Origin of the sequence: Rhizobium sp. NXC24 (assembly GCF_002944315.1) — a bacterium.
Taxonomy (GTDB): Bacteria; Pseudomonadota; Alphaproteobacteria; order Rhizobiales; family Rhizobiaceae; genus Rhizobium.
This window is the reverse complement of the sequence record NZ_CP024311.1, coordinates 2,290,668-2,307,519: the sequence shown is the minus strand read 5'-3', so window position 1 is coordinate 2,307,519 and position 16,852 is coordinate 2,290,668. Positions and strand designations below refer to the sequence as shown.

The 16,852-nt window shown below is 60.0% G+C and carries 18 protein-coding genes; 16 read left to right on the top strand and 2 right to left on the bottom strand.

Translation table 11 applies throughout. The features are described from left to right. Positions 1 to 32: 32 nt before the first annotated feature. Positions 33 to 374: a hypothetical protein gene (locus tag NXC24_RS11365; RefSeq protein WP_158704459.1), complete on the top strand. Its 342-nt coding sequence runs from the start codon at positions 33 to 35 to the stop codon at positions 372 to 374. Then, a complete protein-coding gene (locus tag NXC24_RS11360; RefSeq protein ID WP_104823376.1) occupies positions 359 to 1,471 on the top strand; it encodes a DNA alkylation repair protein in 1,113 nt (370 codons plus the stop codon). Before NXC24_RS11365 ends, NXC24_RS11360 begins: the two co-directional genes overlap by 16 nt. A gap of 21 nt (positions 1,472 to 1,492) precedes the next feature. Here NXC24_RS11360 and NXC24_RS11355 read toward each other — a convergent pair whose 3' ends face one another. Further along, positions 1,493 to 2,278, bottom strand: a complete 786-nt coding sequence (locus tag NXC24_RS11355; protein ID WP_104823375.1) for a TSUP family transporter — start codon at positions 2,276 to 2,278, stop codon at positions 1,493 to 1,495. A 166-nt stretch (positions 2,279 to 2,444) separates the two neighbouring features. On the opposite strand from NXC24_RS11355, the gene NXC24_RS11350 reads away from it, so the two are divergent. The 14 genes from NXC24_RS11350 to NXC24_RS11285 all read left to right on the top strand — a co-directional run bounded on the left by NXC24_RS11350 (position 2,445) and on the right by NXC24_RS11285 (position 15,706). Beyond that, positions 2,445 to 2,849: a cobalamin biosynthesis protein gene (locus NXC24_RS11350; protein WP_104823374.1), complete on the top strand. Its 405-nt coding sequence runs from the start codon at positions 2,445 to 2,447 to the stop codon at positions 2,847 to 2,849. A 214-nt stretch (positions 2,850 to 3,063) separates the two neighbouring features. After that, the gene (locus tag NXC24_RS11345) at positions 3,064 to 4,014 is read left to right on the top strand and encodes a nucleoside hydrolase (RefSeq protein WP_104823373.1); all 951 of its coding nucleotides are present in this window, start codon (positions 3,064 to 3,066) and stop codon (positions 4,012 to 4,014) included. A gap of 314 nt (positions 4,015 to 4,328) precedes the next feature. Then, positions 4,329 to 5,177 carry a uroporphyrinogen-III C-methyltransferase gene (gene cobA, locus NXC24_RS11340; protein WP_104823372.1) on the top strand — a complete coding sequence of 283 codons (849 nt, stop codon included), beginning with the start codon at positions 4,329 to 4,331 and terminating at the stop codon, positions 5,175 to 5,177. Further along, a complete protein-coding gene (locus NXC24_RS11335; protein WP_104823371.1) occupies positions 5,174 to 6,481 on the top strand; it encodes a cobyrinate a,c-diamide synthase in 1,308 nt (435 codons plus the stop codon). Before cobA ends, NXC24_RS11335 begins: the two co-directional genes overlap by 4 nt. Next, entirely contained in the window at positions 6,478 to 7,476 is a 999-nt protein-coding gene (gene cobD / locus NXC24_RS11330) for a threonine-phosphate decarboxylase CobD (protein ID WP_104823370.1), read from the top strand. The genes NXC24_RS11335 and cobD overlap by 4 nt, the downstream gene beginning before the upstream one ends. After that, entirely contained in the window at positions 7,473 to 8,453 is a 981-nt protein-coding gene (cbiB, locus tag NXC24_RS11325; RefSeq protein WP_104823369.1) for an adenosylcobinamide-phosphate synthase CbiB, read from the top strand. Before cobD ends, cbiB begins: the two co-directional genes overlap by 4 nt. Before the next feature lie 121 nt (positions 8,454 to 8,574). Further along, positions 8,575 to 9,003: a L,D-transpeptidase gene (locus NXC24_RS11320; RefSeq protein ID WP_104823368.1), complete on the top strand. Its 429-nt coding sequence runs from the start codon at positions 8,575 to 8,577 to the stop codon at positions 9,001 to 9,003. Between the two features lie 247 nt (positions 9,004 to 9,250). Continuing rightward, complete coding sequence (locus NXC24_RS11315; protein ID WP_003495848.1) at positions 9,251 to 9,535, top strand: acyl carrier protein; 285 nt, start codon at positions 9,251 to 9,253, stop codon at positions 9,533 to 9,535. 123 nt (positions 9,536 to 9,658) lie between these two features. Continuing rightward, on the top strand, positions 9,659 to 10,132 hold the full coding sequence (locus NXC24_RS11310; protein ID WP_104823367.1) for a 3-hydroxyacyl-ACP dehydratase FabZ family protein: 474 nt from the start codon (positions 9,659 to 9,661) through the stop codon (positions 10,130 to 10,132). Positions 10,133 to 10,175: 43 nt separating this feature from the next. Further along, positions 10,176 to 11,381, top strand: coding sequence for a beta-ketoacyl-ACP synthase (locus NXC24_RS11305; protein ID WP_104823366.1), 1,206 nt, complete (start codon positions 10,176 to 10,178; stop codon positions 11,379 to 11,381). Positions 11,382 to 11,393: 12 nt separating this feature from the next. Beyond that, entirely contained in the window at positions 11,394 to 12,680 is a 1,287-nt protein-coding gene (locus NXC24_RS11300; RefSeq protein WP_104823365.1) for a beta-ketoacyl-ACP synthase, read from the top strand. Between the two features lie 54 nt (positions 12,681 to 12,734). Further along, on the top strand, positions 12,735 to 13,763 hold the full coding sequence (locus tag NXC24_RS11295; protein ID WP_104823364.1) for a zinc-binding dehydrogenase: 1,029 nt from the start codon (positions 12,735 to 12,737) through the stop codon (positions 13,761 to 13,763). Between the two features lie 5 nt (positions 13,764 to 13,768). After that, on the top strand, positions 13,769 to 14,701 hold the full coding sequence (locus NXC24_RS11290; RefSeq protein WP_104825121.1) for a lipid A biosynthesis lauroyl acyltransferase: 933 nt from the start codon (positions 13,769 to 13,771) through the stop codon (positions 14,699 to 14,701). A 270-nt stretch (positions 14,702 to 14,971) separates the two neighbouring features. Further along, positions 14,972 to 15,706, top strand: a complete 735-nt coding sequence (locus tag NXC24_RS11285; RefSeq protein ID WP_104823363.1) for a PAS domain-containing protein — start codon at positions 14,972 to 14,974, stop codon at positions 15,704 to 15,706. Between the two features lie 140 nt (positions 15,707 to 15,846). Here NXC24_RS11285 and NXC24_RS11280 read toward each other — a convergent pair whose 3' ends face one another. Further along, positions 15,847 to 16,797 (bottom strand): zinc ABC transporter substrate-binding protein, encoded by a 951-nt coding sequence (locus tag NXC24_RS11280; RefSeq protein ID WP_104823362.1) that lies wholly within the window; start codon positions 16,795 to 16,797, stop codon positions 15,847 to 15,849. Between the last annotated feature and the right edge of the window lie 55 nt (positions 16,798 to 16,852).

Here is a 16,852-nt window from a genome sequence, read left to right as displayed (position 1 = left end):
GATGGGCATCTGACTGAACCCGAGGAAAGACGATGACGGGAAAAGTTATGGAATGGGCGCCGTTCAAGCTCCGCGCCGACCTATCCGAAGGTGCGCTTCTGGAAGCGGCTGCGAGAATGCAGGATCGTTTTCTGAAGCTCCAGCCCGGCTATATCAATCGCGAACTGGTGCGCGGCTGTGATGGCGGCTATGTCGATGTCATCTGGTGGCGCTCTCATGCTGATGCGGTGGCCGCTCTGCCGAAGGTGCATGCGAGCAAGGATTGCCTCGACTATTTCGATCACATGCAGATCGATGCCGCCAATGCCGGCACCAGCGTGCTGCATTCGAACAACTGCGAAGCTTTTGAGGGGATGGCATGGCTGAACGCCTGAAGGATCGCTTCGGTGCAGAGGTGCCGGCCCGTATCGCCGAAATGATCGGTGCGGTGCATCCGGCATTCGACCGGAAAGGCTTCGTTGCGGCGACGCTTGATGGATACGAGCCGCTGGAACTGATGGATCGTGGGCGAGCGATAGCGCGCACGCTCAAGGTGTTTTTGCCGGGAGATTATTCTGAGGCGATCGATATTCTCGTTCGCTCGCTGGGTCCGGAAATGAATGGCAGCGACAATTTCGGCATGACGCCGTTTCTTTATCTGCCACACACGATCTTCGTTGCCGACAACGGCATCGATCACTTCGAGCCGTCCATGCGGGCGCAATATGAGCTGACGAAGCGCTTTACCGCTGAATTCTCGGTCCGCACCTTCCTCGACAAGAGGCAGGAGGAGACGTTGGAGCGGCTGCGTATGTGGGCCAGCGATGCCAATGTGCACGTCCGGCGGCTGGTGTCGGAAGGTACGCGGCCACGTCTTCCATGGGCACAACGGCTCCGCGCCTTTCAGGCTGATCCGGCGCCGGTGCTTGAGTTATTGGAATTGCTGAAGGACGATCCGGAGCTTTATGTCCGTCGTTCCGTCGCCAATAATCTCAACGATATCGGTAAAGATCATCCCGGCGTTCTCATAGAGACGGTACGCCGCTGGAGCATTGATGCGCCGCGGGAACGTCTGCGCCTGATCCGTCATGCGCTGCGCTCCGCCGTCAAGCGTGGTGAGGCCGATGCGATCGGCGCTATGGGTTATTCCGCCGTCGAAGGCATTCGCGTTGGCAGTGCTGAGATAATGCCGGCGAAGGCGCAGATGGGCGACATCGTCCGCATCGGCTTTTCCCTCGTCAACGAGGGAGAAGCTGCGCAATCTCTGCTCGTCGATTTTGCCGTGCACTTCGTCAAGGCAAACGGCATGGCAAGGCCAAAGGTCTTCAAGCTGACATCAGTATCCTTGGCGCCCGGTGAAACGGCACAATTCTCCAAGGCATTGCGGCTGGATGACCTGACGACGCGCAAACATTATCCTGGTCTCCATCGGATCGATGCAATGGTGAATGGCGTGGCGATGCAAGTCGGGGAGTTCGTGTTGGGCCAGTAAGCGCCTCAAAGCCGCCTGATACTAGAACCCCAGCCAGACGCGAACAGGATTGGTCGGGTCGGCCAGGAGCTTGATGGCGAAGGCGATGCAGACGACGACCAGCAGCGGCTTGATCAGCCTTGCGCCGATGCGCATGGCGAGTCGTGAGCCGGCCTGAGCGCCAAGGAACTGGCCGAGACCCATGGTGAGGCCGACCTTCCATAGGATGACGCCGGAGAAGATGAAGACGATCAAGCTGCCGAGATTCGAGCCGAAATTCAAAAGCTTCGTATGAGCCGTCGCCTTCAGCATGCCGAAGCCGACGAGCGTGACGAAGGCGAGCATGAAGAACGAGCCAGTGCCAGGTCCGAAGGCGCCGTCATAGAAGCCGATCAGCGGCACGAAGGTGAACCCGAAGAGCGTTGCGCTCATGCGGCCGTGTTTTTCGATATCGTTGAGATTGGGCTTGAAGGCGAAATAAAGCGCGATGGCGATCAACAGGAACGGCAAGATGATGCGCAGGACATCGCCGGGCATGATCGTCGCCAGCGCAGCGCCCAGCATGCCACCGATGACAGCCATCAGGGCCATCGGCAATTGCGTGCGAAGCCGCACATGGCCCTGGCGGGCATAGGCAATAGTCGCCGAGGCGGCACCAAAGATTGATTGCACCTTGTTGGTGCCGAGCGTCTGCAATGGCGGAATGCCGGCAAGCAGCATGGCTGGTACGGTGATAAGTCCGCCCCCGCCGGCAATGGAGTCGACAAAACCGGCAAAGAAGGAAGCGGCGAAGAGCAGAAGCAGCAGGTGAAGGGTGATGTCTTGCAAGGGCGGGGAACTCGACGGCGTGAAGTTGAGACGTCTTCTGGCACTGCAAACACATTAGGGCAATTGCTGTAGGGACACACCGGGCGAAATTGACGGGCAGGGGGGTGGACACGAACGCGCGACAAAGGAGACTATGCCCAATCATAACCGCCGTCGCTGAGGCCCCATGACGACTCTTGATCCTTTCACCCGCCGCTACATCCTCGGTCTCGGCTGCGAGCGCGGTACGGACTGGAACGATGTGCGCCTGCTTGCCGAACGGGCCTTGCGGGAGGGTGGGATAGAGGTCGCTCAAGTCGTCGCGATCGCCTCCATCGATACGCGAAGCAACGAGCCCGCAATCGTAGAAACGGCCGCTCATCTTCAATTGCCGCTGCATTTTTTCGACGCGGCCACCCTGGAGCGCGAGACGCCTCGTCTGAAGAACCCGTCCGAACTCGTCTTTGCGCGTGTGGGCTGCCACGGTGTCGCCGAGGCGGCCGCACTGGCGGCGGCCGGACCCGTTGCGGAGCTTGTTCTTCCGAAAATCAAATCCGATTTTGCTACCGCCGCAATTGCGAAAATCGGCTGAATTTTCGGCTGATTGGCATCGATTTGCCGCAATCTGTGGCGAATTCGCACGAGATTGTATCCGATATTGCAGAAATGGCGTCTGCGGCTATGGTGAGGCATTTCGCTGAGCACGGCTCTCGTGCGCCCCGGTGATTTCGGAGCATGATCCCCAAAAACTGCGGCGCAGCCTTTGGACAAGATCAAGCTGGTCAAAAGGATAACAAGGAAAAATCATGCACAAGGTCATTTACGACACGGACCCTGGCGTCGACGACGCCATGGCGCTTCTCTTCCTGCATCGCCATCCGGATATCGATCTTCTCGGCATCACCACCGTGTTCGGCAATGCTTCCGTCGACACGACGACGCGCAACGCGCTGTTTCTGAAGCGCGAATGGAATATTCCGTGCCCGGTCGCCCGCGGCGCCAGCGTCACGTTCGATCCGTCGCGAAAGGAGCGGGATTGGCCTACCTTCGTGCATGGGCATAATGGTCTCGGCGATATCGAAGTGCCTGAAACGATCGATCTGGCGACCGATCCGCGTCCGGCGCATCAATTCATCATCGATACAGTCCGCGCCAATCCGGGCGAGGTGACCCTTGTCGCCGTCGGCCGAATGACCAATCTGGCGATGGCCCTGAAGCATGATCCGGAGATCGCCAGGCTGGTGAAAGACGTCGTCATCATGGGCGGCAATTTCTATGTTCCGGGCAACGTCACGCCGGTGGCGGAAGCCAATATTCACGGCGACCCGGAAGCCGCCGATGCCGTCATGACCGCAGCCTGGAAGGTCGTAGTCGTCGGCCTCGACGTGACCGCGATCACGACGATGAGCCGCAGCTATCTCGCCGACATGGCAAAGGCCGGGGGGCCGTCCGTGCAGTTGCTGGCCGACCTGTCGCAATCCTATATCGATTTCTACAGCCATGCGGTCGACGACGGCATGATGGTGCATGATAGCTGCGCCTGCGTCTATGTCGTGGCGCCGGAGCTGTTCGATACGATCGAGGGTTCGGTACGCGTCGTCTGCGGCGGCATTGCCGACGGCCAGACGATCGTCAAACCGAACGGGCGCCATTTTCCGCCGAACGAATGGGACAATCTTCCGAGCCAGATCGTTTGCACCGGCATCCGTTCACAAGCGGTGATCGATCTGATCCGCGATGTGATTCTCGGCAAGTGAACCGCTGAGGACAGATTCGGAGAGGGAGGCTGTGCGGCCCTCTCCGAAAGCGTCTTATTCGCAAGGTTTTTTATTTTATAATATTATCAGATCGTTGTGCCGACGCCCTGACAGTTCGAGTCGGAGATTTCAAGCGATACATCGGCTTCTTTCCGGTGTCTTCGTCGTCTTGGGAAAAGCGAATAGCGCAGCATCGCCGCTGCTGAGATCCGATTTATCCTATCATTCTACGAGGGAAATGAGAGTCGAGCCGGAGCGGCCTTATCCCATTCCCAAGATTGCAATTTTGCCCATCCGGGCATAGGACAGGTGGGATGAACGATACCGCATTTTCCAATCTGCCGGCGCTGGAGCCGGGCTCCGTCTGGCTTGTTGGCGCGGGGCCGGGTGATCCCGGGCTTTTGACCTTGCTGGCGGCCAAGGGACTGGCGGAGGCCGACATCATCGTCCACGACGCGCTCGTCAACGAGGACTGCCTGAAACTCGCCCATCCCGGTGCGATACTGGAATATGCGGGCAAGCGCGGAGGCAAGCCGTCTGCCAAGCAGCGGGACATTTCCCTGCGTCTTGTCGAGCTGGCCCGTGCGGGCAAGCGCGTGTTGCGGCTGAAGGGCGGCGATCCCTTTGTATTCGGGCGCGGTGGCGAAGAAGCGCTGATGCTGGTCGAACACGGGATCCCGTTTCGCATCGTGCCGGGTATTACCGCCGGCATCGGCGGTCTCGCCTATGCTGGCATTCCCGTAACCCACCGCGACGTCAATCATGCCGTCACCTTCCTGACTGGCCACGATTCCTCCGGCGTCGTCCCGGACGGGATCAATTGGGAAGCTATCGGCAAGGGCTCGCCCGTTATCGTCATGTACATGGCGATGAAGCATATTGCGCAGATCAGCGCCAATCTCATTGCCGCTGGCCGTTCGGCCGACGAGCCGGTCGCCTTCGTTTGCAATGCCGCGACGCCGGCGCAGCAGGTGTTGGAGACGACGCTCGGGCAAGCCGACGCCGATGTCGCCGCTTCCGGCCTGGAGCCGCCGGCAATCGTCGTGGTTGGCAATGTGGTCAAGCTGCGGCCTTCCCTCGACTGGCTGGGCGCTCTATCCGGCCGCAAGCTCCTGCCGGAGACGGAGGTGCGGGCGGGAACCGGTCATAAGGTGCCAGCATGAGCGGCTTGCTGATCGCCGCGCCGGCTTCGGGCTCGGGCAAGACCACGGTCACGCTCGGCCTCCTGCGAGCGCTGCGGAAAAGGGGGATTGCGGTGGCCCCAGGCAAAGCCGGTCCCGACTATATCGACCCTGCCTTCCTCGCCGCTGCTAGCGGTTCGCCCTGCCTCAATTTCGATCCCTGGGCCATGCGCCGCGAATTGATTTCGGCCAATTCGGCGCTTCATCGTGGCGGAGGGCGGATGCTGGTCATCGAAGCGATGATGGGGTTGTTCGACGGGGCGGCGGATGGTTCGGGCACACCGGCCGATCTCGCCGCTTTCCTTGGACTCTCCGTCGTGTTTGTGGTCGACGCCTCACGGATGTCGCAGTCGATTGCAGCGCTTGTCAGCGGCTTTGCCAATTTTCGCGCCGATGTCCGTATCGCCGGTGTCGTCCTTAACCGCGTCGGCAGCGACCGGCATGAAGCGATGCTGCGCCGCGCCTTGGAAGCCGTGCGCATTCCCGTAGCCGCCGTCATTCGCGGCGACAAGGGACTGACGTTGCCGGAGCGGCATCTCGGGCTGGTGCAGGCGGGAGAACATGCAGGCCTGGAGGCGTTCATCGAGCACGCGGCGGATACGGTCTCCAAGGCATGCGATTTCGGGCTGCTGCTGCGCGCCGCACACCAGAATCTCGTTCGGCCATCGGCCGCCAACATTGCCCGGCTGATGCCGTTTGGGCAGCGCATCGCCGTGGCGCGCGATATCGCTTTTGCCTTCTGCTACGAGCATATGCTGCTCGGCTGGCGCCGGCGCGGGGCGGAGATTTCGTTTTTCTCGCCGCTTGCCGATGAAGCGCCGGCTGATGATGCCGACGCCATCTATTTGCCCGGCGGCTATCCGGAATTGCATGCGGGCAGGCTCGCGACCGCATCCCGCTTTCAAGGGGCAATGAAGGCAGCCGCAGCGCGGGGTGCGCGAATCTATGGCGAATGCGGTGGCTACATGGTGCTTGGCGAAGGATTGGTGGATGCTACCGGCATGCGTCATGAAATGCTCGGGCTGTTGCCCGTCGTCACCAGCTATCAAAAGCGCCAGCGGCATCTCGGCTACCGGCGCGTGGTGCCGCTTGACGGTTCTTTCTTCGACCGACCGATGACGGCGCATGAATTCCATTATTCGACCATTGTCTCGGAAGGTACGGCGGATCGGCTGTTCGCTGTCAAAGACGCGTTGGGGGACGATCTTGGTACGGCCGGGCTGCAGCGCGGCAATGTCGCCGGTTCCTATATGCACCTGATCGATCTTGCCGGTGACGCCGCATGACGAACAGGATCGTACACGGCGGCGGCATCACTGCGGCGGCTCGTCTTTACGGCGGGCAACCGGAGGACTGGCTCGACCTATCGACCGGCATCAACCCCAATCCTGTTGCCTTGCCGGAAATTTCCGTTTCGGCCTGGCATCGGCTGCCGGATCAGCATCTGGTGGAACAGGCGAGGGCGGCGGCGAGAGTCTATTATCGCAGCGGGGATATCCTGCCGTTGCCTGTCCCAGGTACGCAGTCGGTGATTCAGCTACTGCCGCGACTTGCATCGGCAAGCGGTGTGGCCATCCTGTCGCCAACTTATGGGGAATATGCCCGCGCCTTTGCGCTGGCGGGTCTGCCCGTCTGCAAGATTACGGGGATCGATGATCTCACTCCCGAACAGAAGCTGGTCATCGTCGTCAATCCCAACAATCCGGATGGCCGAACTCTGTCCGTCGACCGGCTACGGGAATTGCACGACCGGCTGCAGCCGCGCGGCGGCATGCTGGTGGTCGACGAAGCATTTGGGGACATGGAGCCGGAAAGCAGCCTGGCGCCTTATGCTTCCTCCATGCCGAATCTCATCATTTTCCGTTCCTTCGGCAAATTCTTCGGGTTGGCTGGTCTGCGCCTCGGTTTCGTTATCGCGCAATCCTCGATCCTGGAGCGTTTCGAGGATTGGCTCGGCCCGTGGGCCGTTTCCGGACCGGCGCTTTCATTGGCCGCCTCGTTGATGACCGGTGACACAACCTCCATCCGCAACCGCATTCTCGATCGCAGATCGGCGCTGGATGCGGTCCTTCGCCAAGCCAGGCTTCAGGTCGCCGGCGGCACGGGGCTGTTCGCGCTGGTTGCCGATGATCGCGCAAGCGACATATATACGCATCTCTGCCGCCATCATATTCTTGTCCGCAAGTTCGACTATGCGCCGAATTGGCTGCGCTTTGGTCTTGCCCCAGGCGAGGTGACCGATCGCAGGCTTGCCGGGGCGCTCGAGGCTTATTCGATATGACGATCGACGAACATCTGCTCATCCTCGTTCTGGCATTGCTGTTGGACCGCCTCATCGGCGATCCGGACTGGCTATGGCAGCGCATGCCGCATCCCGTCGCGCTGTTCGGCAAGGCGATTTCCTTTTTCGACGGTCATTTCAACATCAAGGGCCTGCCTGGTCTGGTGCGACGCCGCAATGGCGTGATGTCGATTGTCGCGCTGCTTTTCGGCGCGGTCATAGCCGGCCTCGCCGTGCACGGGCTGCTCGCCTTCTTCGGCTGGCTCGGCATCCTGGCTGAAGCGGGTCTGGTGGCGATCTTCCTGGCACAGAAGAGCCTGGCCGATCATGTCGGCGAGGTATCGAAGGCGTTGCGCAGCGAGGGGCTCGACGGTGGACGCCGCGCCGTATCGCGCATTGTCGGTCGTGATCCCGAAACGCTGGACGAACCCGGCGTTTGCCGCGCCGCGATCGAGAGCCTTGCCGAGAATTTTTCCGACGGCGTGGTGGCGCCGGCGCTCTGGTATGCCGTGTTCGGCCTGCCGGGCCTGTTTCTCTACAAGATGCTGAATACGGCCGATTCGATGATCGGCCATAAATCCGAGACCTATATCGATTTCGGCTGGGCTGCGGCCCGGCTGGACGACATCGCCAACTGGCCGGCCGCGCGGCTGTCGATCCTGTTCATTGCCGCCGGCGCGCTCGCCAAGAAGGGGATTTCGGCACTCGGCAATACGATCCGCGTGGCGGTTCGCGATGGCGGGCTGCACCGCTCGCCGAATTCCGGCCGGCCGGAGGCGGCGATGGCCGGCGCCTTGGATATCCAGCTTGCCGGGCCGCGCGTCTACGGCGGCGAGGTCGTTCGCGAGCCGATGATCAACGGTTCCGGCCGCGATATCGCCACCGTCAGCGATGTCGACAGCGGCATCTCGATCTTCTATTCGGCATGCACGATGCTGACGCTTATCGCCTTCGCGGCATTCCTGTTGTTGTTGTGATTGGCCACGCTTGCGTTAACGAATTGGTCACTATCTGTATTAATTTAGTATAATCAGAGAGCTGGTAGTTATTCCCTCCATCGGAATTGTTTCGAAAAGAAGCAAACGGTGGAGGGGCGAAATGAAGCGAATAACGGCGGCCGCTGCCGCATGTCTATGCATGCAGTTTCATGTTACAACAGCGCAGGCTGGAACTGTTCTCGCCAGTGTTGATCTTCGGTCGCAGACGATGACCGTTTCCGAAGACGGCGTTTTCAAGTATCGCTGGAAAGTATCAACGGCCCGCAGAGGTTATGTAACCCCTACCGGCTCCTATACTGCGAAGTGGTTGTCGCGCGATCATCGCTCGAAGAAATACGACAATGCGCCGATGCCCTATGCGGTCTTCTTCAACGGCGGCTACGCGGTGCACGGCACCTATGAGCTGAAGCATCTCGGCCGGCCGGCATCGCATGGCTGCGTTCGTCTGGAACCGCGAAACGCCGCGACCTTCTTCTCGATGGCATCGCAGGTGGGGCTGAGCAACACGCGCATTATCATCAACCAGTGACCACGGTTTGCTCATTGCACCAGCGATCTGGCTGGGATTGCAACTAATTTGCTTGGCTTTGCCACTAAGCCGCAATGCTGCCGTATCTTGCTCGCATGCCGGCCGCTGTTCCGGCAATTGCGCACCGGAAGTATCTTTGCTGTTTAGGCAACAGTGCTTCGCCAAATTACCGGGGTCTCGGGTGGAAACCATTGGCTTTTGGAATGGATTTCCCTATGAGGAGGGTTGAATTATCATTTCAAGAGGTATGGGCGTGACTGCTACATTCGACAAAGTTGCCGACATCATCGCTGAGACAAGCGAAATCGACCGTGAAACGATCACGCCAGAGAGCCACACGATCGACGACCTCGGCATCGACAGCCTCGACTTCCTGGACATCGTCTTCGCCATCGACAAGGAATTCGGCATCAAGATTCCGCTGGAACAGTGGACGCAGGAAGTCAACGAGGGCAAGGTTTCGACCGAGGAATATTTCGTCCTCAAGAACCTCTGTGCCAAGATCGACGAATTGCGCGCCGCCAAGGGCTGAGCAACGTCCTTGCTTTTTTTGACGCCCAGCCGCCCTTGAAATATGGCGGCCGGGCGGTTTCATTCTTAACTATCGTATCCTGCCCGGGCCAAACCGCGTCACCGGGTCGGATCGGAGGCGTTAATGCTGCTGGAATATTTCCAGATGATTGACCGGGTCGAGTCGGTCGATCTCACCAAGGGCCTTTTGAAGGCGCATTCGGTCGTTCCGGCCAAGAGCCCCGTTTTCGAAGGTCACTTTCCGGGCATGCCGCTCGTTCCCGGCGTCCTTCTGATCGAGACCATGGCGCAGGCGTCGGGCATGCTGGTGCTCGCGGCAACGAAATTCGCCTATATGCCGTTCCTGATGTCGGTCGACGGCGCCAAGATGCGTACCTTCGTCGAGCCAGAAGCAAAGCTCGACATCGAGGCGGAACTGGAGCATGACGGCTCGGGCTTTGCGGTGACAAAGGCGCGGATCACGATTGCCGGCAAGAAGATCTGCGATGCGCAGTTGAAGCTGCGCACCATGCCGTTTAATGAGGTGCCGCTCGCCGATATCGTGCGCAAGCGGGCAGGCGAGGTCGGGCTTCTCGACGCTATCGCCGCTAATGGCTGACGTTTCCGGCTTGCATGGCGCCGCATTCTAAGAGGATTGATGAATGAGCAAGGCTCAGAATGATGTGGTGATCACGGGTATCGGCATCGTCACCTGTCAGGGTGTCGGCAAGGATGCGCATGTCGCCCTGCTGACATCGGACAAGGTGCCGCCGACCATCGTCGAGACCGAGAAATTCAAACCCTATCCCGTGCATCCGCTGCCGGAGATCGACTGGTCGCAACAGATCCCAAAGCGTGGTGATCAGCGCCAGATGGAAAACTGGCAGCGCATCGGCGTCTTCACTGCCGGCCTGGCGCTGGATGATGCCGGCTTCAAGGACGATCTGGACGCTTGCGGCAGCATGGACATGATCGTTGCGGCCGGCGGCGGCGAGCGCGACATCAATGTCGATACATTGATCGTCAACGAAGGTCTGAAGCGCAACGACCGCGAATTGCTTCTGAACGAGAAGCTGACGACCGAGCTGCGTCCGACGCTGTTCCTCGCCCAGCTTTCCAATCTGCTCGCTGGCAATATCTCCATCGTCCACAAGGTCACGGGTTCGTCGCGTACCTTCATGGGCGAGGAAGCTTCCGGCATCTCGGCCATCGAAACTGCTTTCCATCGCATCAGGTCGGGCGAATCGAGCCATGCATTGGTCGGCGGTGCGTTTTCGGCCGAGCGTCAGGACATGATACTGCTGATCGAATCAGTGAACGCGCATGCGATCGGCGACTGGCATCCGCTTTGGTCCCGCAAGCCTGAAGATGGCGGCGGTATGATCATGGGTTCGCTCAGCGCTTTCCTCGTGCTCGAATCGCGCGCCCATGCCGAAGGCCGTGGCGCGCGCATCTACGCAACCATCGACGCCATCGAAGGCGATCGCGGCAGCCGCGATAGCGGCAAGTTCGAGGCCCGGTTGGAGCACTTGCTCGCGCCCGCCAAGGACGCGCAAGGCGACAGCACGGTCGTCTTCTGCGGCACGACTGCGATCCCAGATCTCGCGACGCGCGAGAAGGCCGTTCTGGAAGCGCAGTTGCCCGGATCGGCCATTCGGGGCTATGCCGGCGTTTCCGGCCACGGCCTTGAAAGCCAGTTTCCGCTTGGGCTCGCCTTTGCCGCTCTGGCGGTCGCCAACAAGGCCAAAGTACCGCCTTTCGATGCCACGCATGAAAAGCCGATGACTGCCGGCGCGCAGAAAGCGGTCGTCACGACCGTTGGGCATGTGCGCGGTGAAGGCGTCGCCGTACTTTCCGCCGAAGCGTGAGGAGTTAGGATCATGACCGCATCCGCCTACAAGGATCATCTCGGCCGCCCGATCGTCGCCGTTACCGGCATGGGCATCATCACGTCACTCGGCCAGGGGCTGCAGGACAATTGGAACGCGCTTTCCTCGGGCACGTCCGGCATCCACGGGATCACCCGCTTCCCGACCGACGGCCTTTCGACGCGCATTGCCGGCACCGTGGATTTCATCGATATTCCGGTACCGAACGCGGTCGAGCGCTCCTATGCCTTTGCTCGCGAGACCACGATCGAGGCGCTCGCCCAGGCAGGCATTTCGGGTGATTTCAACGCGCCGCTTTTCCTCGCCGCACCGCCGATCGAGCCGGAATGGAGCGCACGCTTCGAGCTGGCCGACCGCTCGCCGCCGGCCGATCATCCGGCCGATGCCTATGAGCGCTTCCTCGCGGCAATGCGTGAGCGTCCCGATCCGGCTTTCCACGAGGCAGCCCTGTTCGGCGCCATTTCAGAGCGTCTTGCCGACCGTTTCGGTACACGCGGCCTGCCGGTGACGCTGTCGACGGCCTGTGCATCGGGCGTTACCGCGATCCAGCTCGGCATCGAGGCAATCCGCCAGGGTCGCACCACGCGGGCGCTGACAGTCGCGACGGATGGTTCGCTCAGTGCCGAAGCGCTGATCCGCTTTTCGCTGCTTTCGGCATTGTCGACGCAGAATGACCCGCCGACCAAGGCATCCAAGCCGTTCAGCAAGGACCGCGACGGCTTCGTTATCGCGGAAGGTGCCGCAACGCTTGTGTTGGAATCGCTGGAATCTGCTATTGCCCGCGGCGCAAAGATCCTTGGCATCATGAAGGGCGCCGGCGACAAGGCGGATTCCTTCCATCGCACCCGCTCGTCGCCGGACGGCGGCCCGGCGATCGCGACGATCCGCGCTGCTCTTGCCGATGCGGGAATGGCTGAAACCGATATCGGCTATATCAACGCGCACGGCACGTCGACGCCGGAAAACGACAAGATGGAGTACGGATCCATGTCCGCCGTCTTCGGCGAGCGGCTTCCGTCCATTCCGGTCTCGTCGAACAAGTCGATGATCGGCCATACGTTGACGGCCGCCGGCGCGGTCGAAGCGGTGTTCTCGCTGCAGACCATGCTGACCGGCACGCTGCCGCCGACCATCAATTACAACAATCCCGATCCGTCGATCATTCTCGACGTCGTGCCGAACAAGAAGCGCGAAAAGCAGGTGGGCGCCATTCTTTCGAACTCCTTCGGGTTCGGCGGACAGAACGCCAGCCTTGTCATGGCGCTTGAACCGGCTTAATCGGACCTTTGAACAAAAAGACGTTACTGCGCCCGAGAGGCGGGGGATTTTGCCATGCGCGCTTTGCAATTGATCGACGACCGCAAACTTGAGATCACCGATCTACCGGAGCCTGAAGCTCCGGGCGCGGGTGAGGTTACCCTGCGCGTGAAGGCAGTCGCCCTCAACCATATCGACGTATGGGGCTGGCGTGGGATGGCGTTTGCCAAGCGCAAGATGCCGCTGGTGATCGGCGCGGAAGCGGCCGGTGTCGTCGAGGCGATCGGACCGGGTGTTGCCAACGTACTGCCCGGCCAGCTCGTATCGATCTACGGTGCCCGCACCTGCGGTCTCTGCCGCCACTGCCGCGAAGGCCGCGACAATCTCTGCGAACATGTCGGCGGCGTGCATGGCTTCCATCTCGATGGCTTCGCGCAGGAGAAGGTCAACCTGCCGGCGCGCCTGCTGGTTCCGGCGCCTCCCGGTGTCGATGCGATTGGCGCTGCTTTAGCACCCGTTACCTTCGGCACGGTCGAGCATATGCTGTTCGACAATGCCAAGCTGGAGCCCGGCGAGACGATCCTTGTCCACGCCGGCGGCTCCGGCATCGGCACGGCGGCAATCCAGCTTGCCAAGAAGATCGGCTGCACTGTCATCACCACCGTCGGTTCCGACGACAAGATCGAGAAGGCCAAGGCGCTCGGCGCCGATCACGTCATCAACTATCGCACCGACCGTTTTGAAGGCGTGGTGCGCAAGCTGACGAAGAAGAAGGGCGTCGACGTCGTCTTCGAACATGTCGGCAAAGATACCTGGGCCGGCTCGATGCTGTGTATGAAGCGTGGCGGGCGTCTCGTCACCTGCGGCTCGACCTCGGGCGTCTCCACCGACATGAACCTGATGATGCTGTTCCAGCAGCAGCTAAAGCTGCTCGGCTCCTTCGGCTGCCGGATGGAGAACATGGCGAACGCCATGCAGAAGATGGCGCGTGGGCTGGTATATCCGGTCATCGACACTGAAGTGAGCTTTGGCGATATCGACCGGGCGCTGGAGCGGATGGAATCGCGCCAGATCTTCGGCAAGATCATCCTCAAGATGGATTGAGCGGCGTGAAGCTCGTCCTCACCCGGATCGTGCTTGCCGTCAGGCATTTCCGCCAATGGCTGATTGCGCAGATCATCTTCGGCTTCCTAAATTTCCTGAAGCTGTTCCCCGCCGATGGCGGCATCAACTTCGCCGACTGGCTGACCCGGAAAATCGGGCCGCATACGAGCCGCCACAAGCTGATGCTGACCAATCTGCGCAACGCTTTTCCTGAGAAGAGCGAGGCGGAGATCGCGGAGATTGCCTTGGCGAGCTGGGGCAATATGGGGCGGCTGGCGGCGGAGTATGTCTTCCTCGATCGGCTGTTTGATTTCGATCCGTTTAGCGAGAAGCCGGGCCGCGTCGAGGTATCCGGCATTCCGATCTTCCTCGACCTCAGGGACAATCCGCGGCCGTTCATCGTCTTTACAGGACATACGGCAAATTTCGAATTGCTGCCGGTTGCAGGCGCTGCCTTCGGGCTGAAGGTCACCGTGCTCTTCCGTCCGCCGAACAATCCCTATGTGGCAGAGAAGGTTTTCGATTTTCGCGCCAAGCGCATGGGCAATCTCGTACCCTCGCATGCGGGATCGTCTTTCACCTTGGCCAGGCAATTGGAAGCCGGCGGCGGGGTTGGCGTTCTGGTCGATCAGAAGTTCCGAAAGGGACTGAAGACGCTGTTCTTCGGTCGCGACGTCAAAACCAATCCGCTGCTGCCGAAGCTGGTTCGTCAGTTTAATTGCGAAGTTTATCCGGCTCGTTGCATCCGGCTGCCCGATAATCGCTATCGACTGGAGATCGAACCGAGACTGGAGATGCCGCGCGATGCTCGCGGCAATCTGGATCTGCCTGCGACGGCGCAGCTTCTGAACGACAAGGTAGAGAGCTGGGTGAGGGAATATCCCGAGCAATGGCTGTGGTATCACGACCGCTGGAATATCAAAAAGACTCTTTTCTAAGTAATTACTTAAATAAAACAATTCGTAGCAGAATGAACCATCTTAAGCCTTCTTAGGCTCAAAATTAGACCTTCGGTAAGTCCTGCCTTTCGAAAAATTCGCCTTTACCGAGAACTTCATTTCACCCGGATTGAATGTGAGGGTAAGTCATGTTATTGCATTTGCAAGAAAGCTTGGTGAGATAGCGGGCGCCAGGCTGAATATCCTTGTTTATGGTAGCGTCGGGAATGAGGCCCGAAGCTGAACCATGGGCAAGGACAGGAGGGCAATTTGCTGGCACTCTTTCATGCCTTCTCCATGAAATGCACCCAGATTCAAAGGGCAATCAAGCTGGGTGACGATGAACTTGTCGGTTCGCTCGATCGCGAGTTGGAGCCGCTCGTTACAGCGATCCTGGCTTATAAAGCCACCAGCCTTCTCGAAATGTATATGCAATTGCAATTTATGAGCAATCTCATCCGCGAGGAATCGGATGACCGCTCACGAGTAATGCGCAATTCCGCGTCGCTATCGTCACTGATCGATCGCTATTTCGGCGGCGCCAGTGAGGCCGCGGCGGAGGTGCTGATGGCATTTTCCACAGGAAAGAACCAGCACGAAGCCGAGGTCGCCGGGTTCGACGAGGACAATGTTCTGAACGACGTTATCCTCGATAGCCTGCCGGATCGTGTCGCGGTGATTACGCGCGACTATCGCTATCTCTATAGCAACGCGGCCAATTCCGAATTTCTGGGGTCTAAGCCGATCGAGCTGGTCGGCCGGCATATTGCAGAATTCACCGGTTCCGAATTGTTTGAAAGCACCTTCAAGACCAAGCTGGATGCCTGCTTTGCCGGCGAGACAGTCGATTGCCTCTATCCGGCCTATCGTCCGAAGGAGGCCAACAAGACCTTGCATTGCCGAATGACGCCGCTACGCGCCACCAAGTCGAGAGGCGAAGTAATCGGCGCGCTGGTGGTGGTGCATGAAGTCAGCGTCGTTCCGGCGAACATGCTGGTGGCCTGATCGGCCGTTTTGGTTCCAAACGATAATCTTTCGATAACGCCCGCATTGTGCGGGCGTAATTCGTTTGTCTTTTCCCTACCATCGTCGAAAGCCGTGACAGCGAGCAAATGGCTCGCTCTCTTCGTCGATCTATTGCCGCTTCAGGAAAGGCAGGTTTTCAGGGAATTGGCGATGCTGCGCATCAGGTCGAAATAGAGATCCGGTCCTTGCGTCAGCGTCGCCGCTTCCGGATCGAGCACGCCCGATTTGGCGGATGTGCCCTCGATGACGACATTGACCAGCTTTGGTTCGAATTGCGGCTCGGCGAAGACGCAGGTTGCGCCGAGACCGGCGACCTTGCCGTGGATTTCCGCCACCCGCTCCGCGCCGGGGATGCTTTCCGGGCTGACCGTGATCGAACCCGCGACATGCACGCCGTAGCGGCGCTCGAAATATTGATAGGCATCGTGGAAGACGATGAAGGGCTTGTTCTTTACCGGCGCGACGGTCGAGGCGATTTCCGAGTCGAGCGCGTCCAGCTTGTCGTCCAGCGCTTTCTGGTTCGCCTCGTAGGTTAGCGCATTGGCGGGATCGGCCGCGACCAATGTGGTGGTGATCTCAGCCGTCATTGCCTTGGCATTGTGCGGATCGAGCCAGAGATGCGTATCGAACGCGCCGTGATCGTGTGTATCACCTGCGTCCGCAGCCGGTTCGTCGCCGTCGTCATCCGCTTCGAAAGCGCCGCCCTGGCGGAATTTCAGTTTAGTGATGCCAGGCGCCTTGTCGAGTTCGACCACGAGGGCGTTCGAGCCGAGCGCCGAGAGGGGTTTTTCCAGAAAAGCCTCCATGCCGGGACCAACCCAGAAGACCACTTTGGCGCCTTCCAGCGCCCGCGCATTCGAAGGCTTCAGCGCATAGGTGTGCGGCGAGGCCGCGCCTTCCACGATCAAATCCGGCGTGCCGACGCCCTGCATGATTGCGGCGACGAGGGAATGAACCGGCTTGATCGACACCACCACTTCCGGCGGATCGCCCGCGAATGCCGGGGCGGCGAAAAGCCCGGAGAGCAATAAGGAAGCGGCGAGGGGGAGAAGGGTCTTTGGCGGGATCATGCGATATTGCCCTTGAATGGGTTCTGTTATGTTATTACATCAATTGCGTTATGCT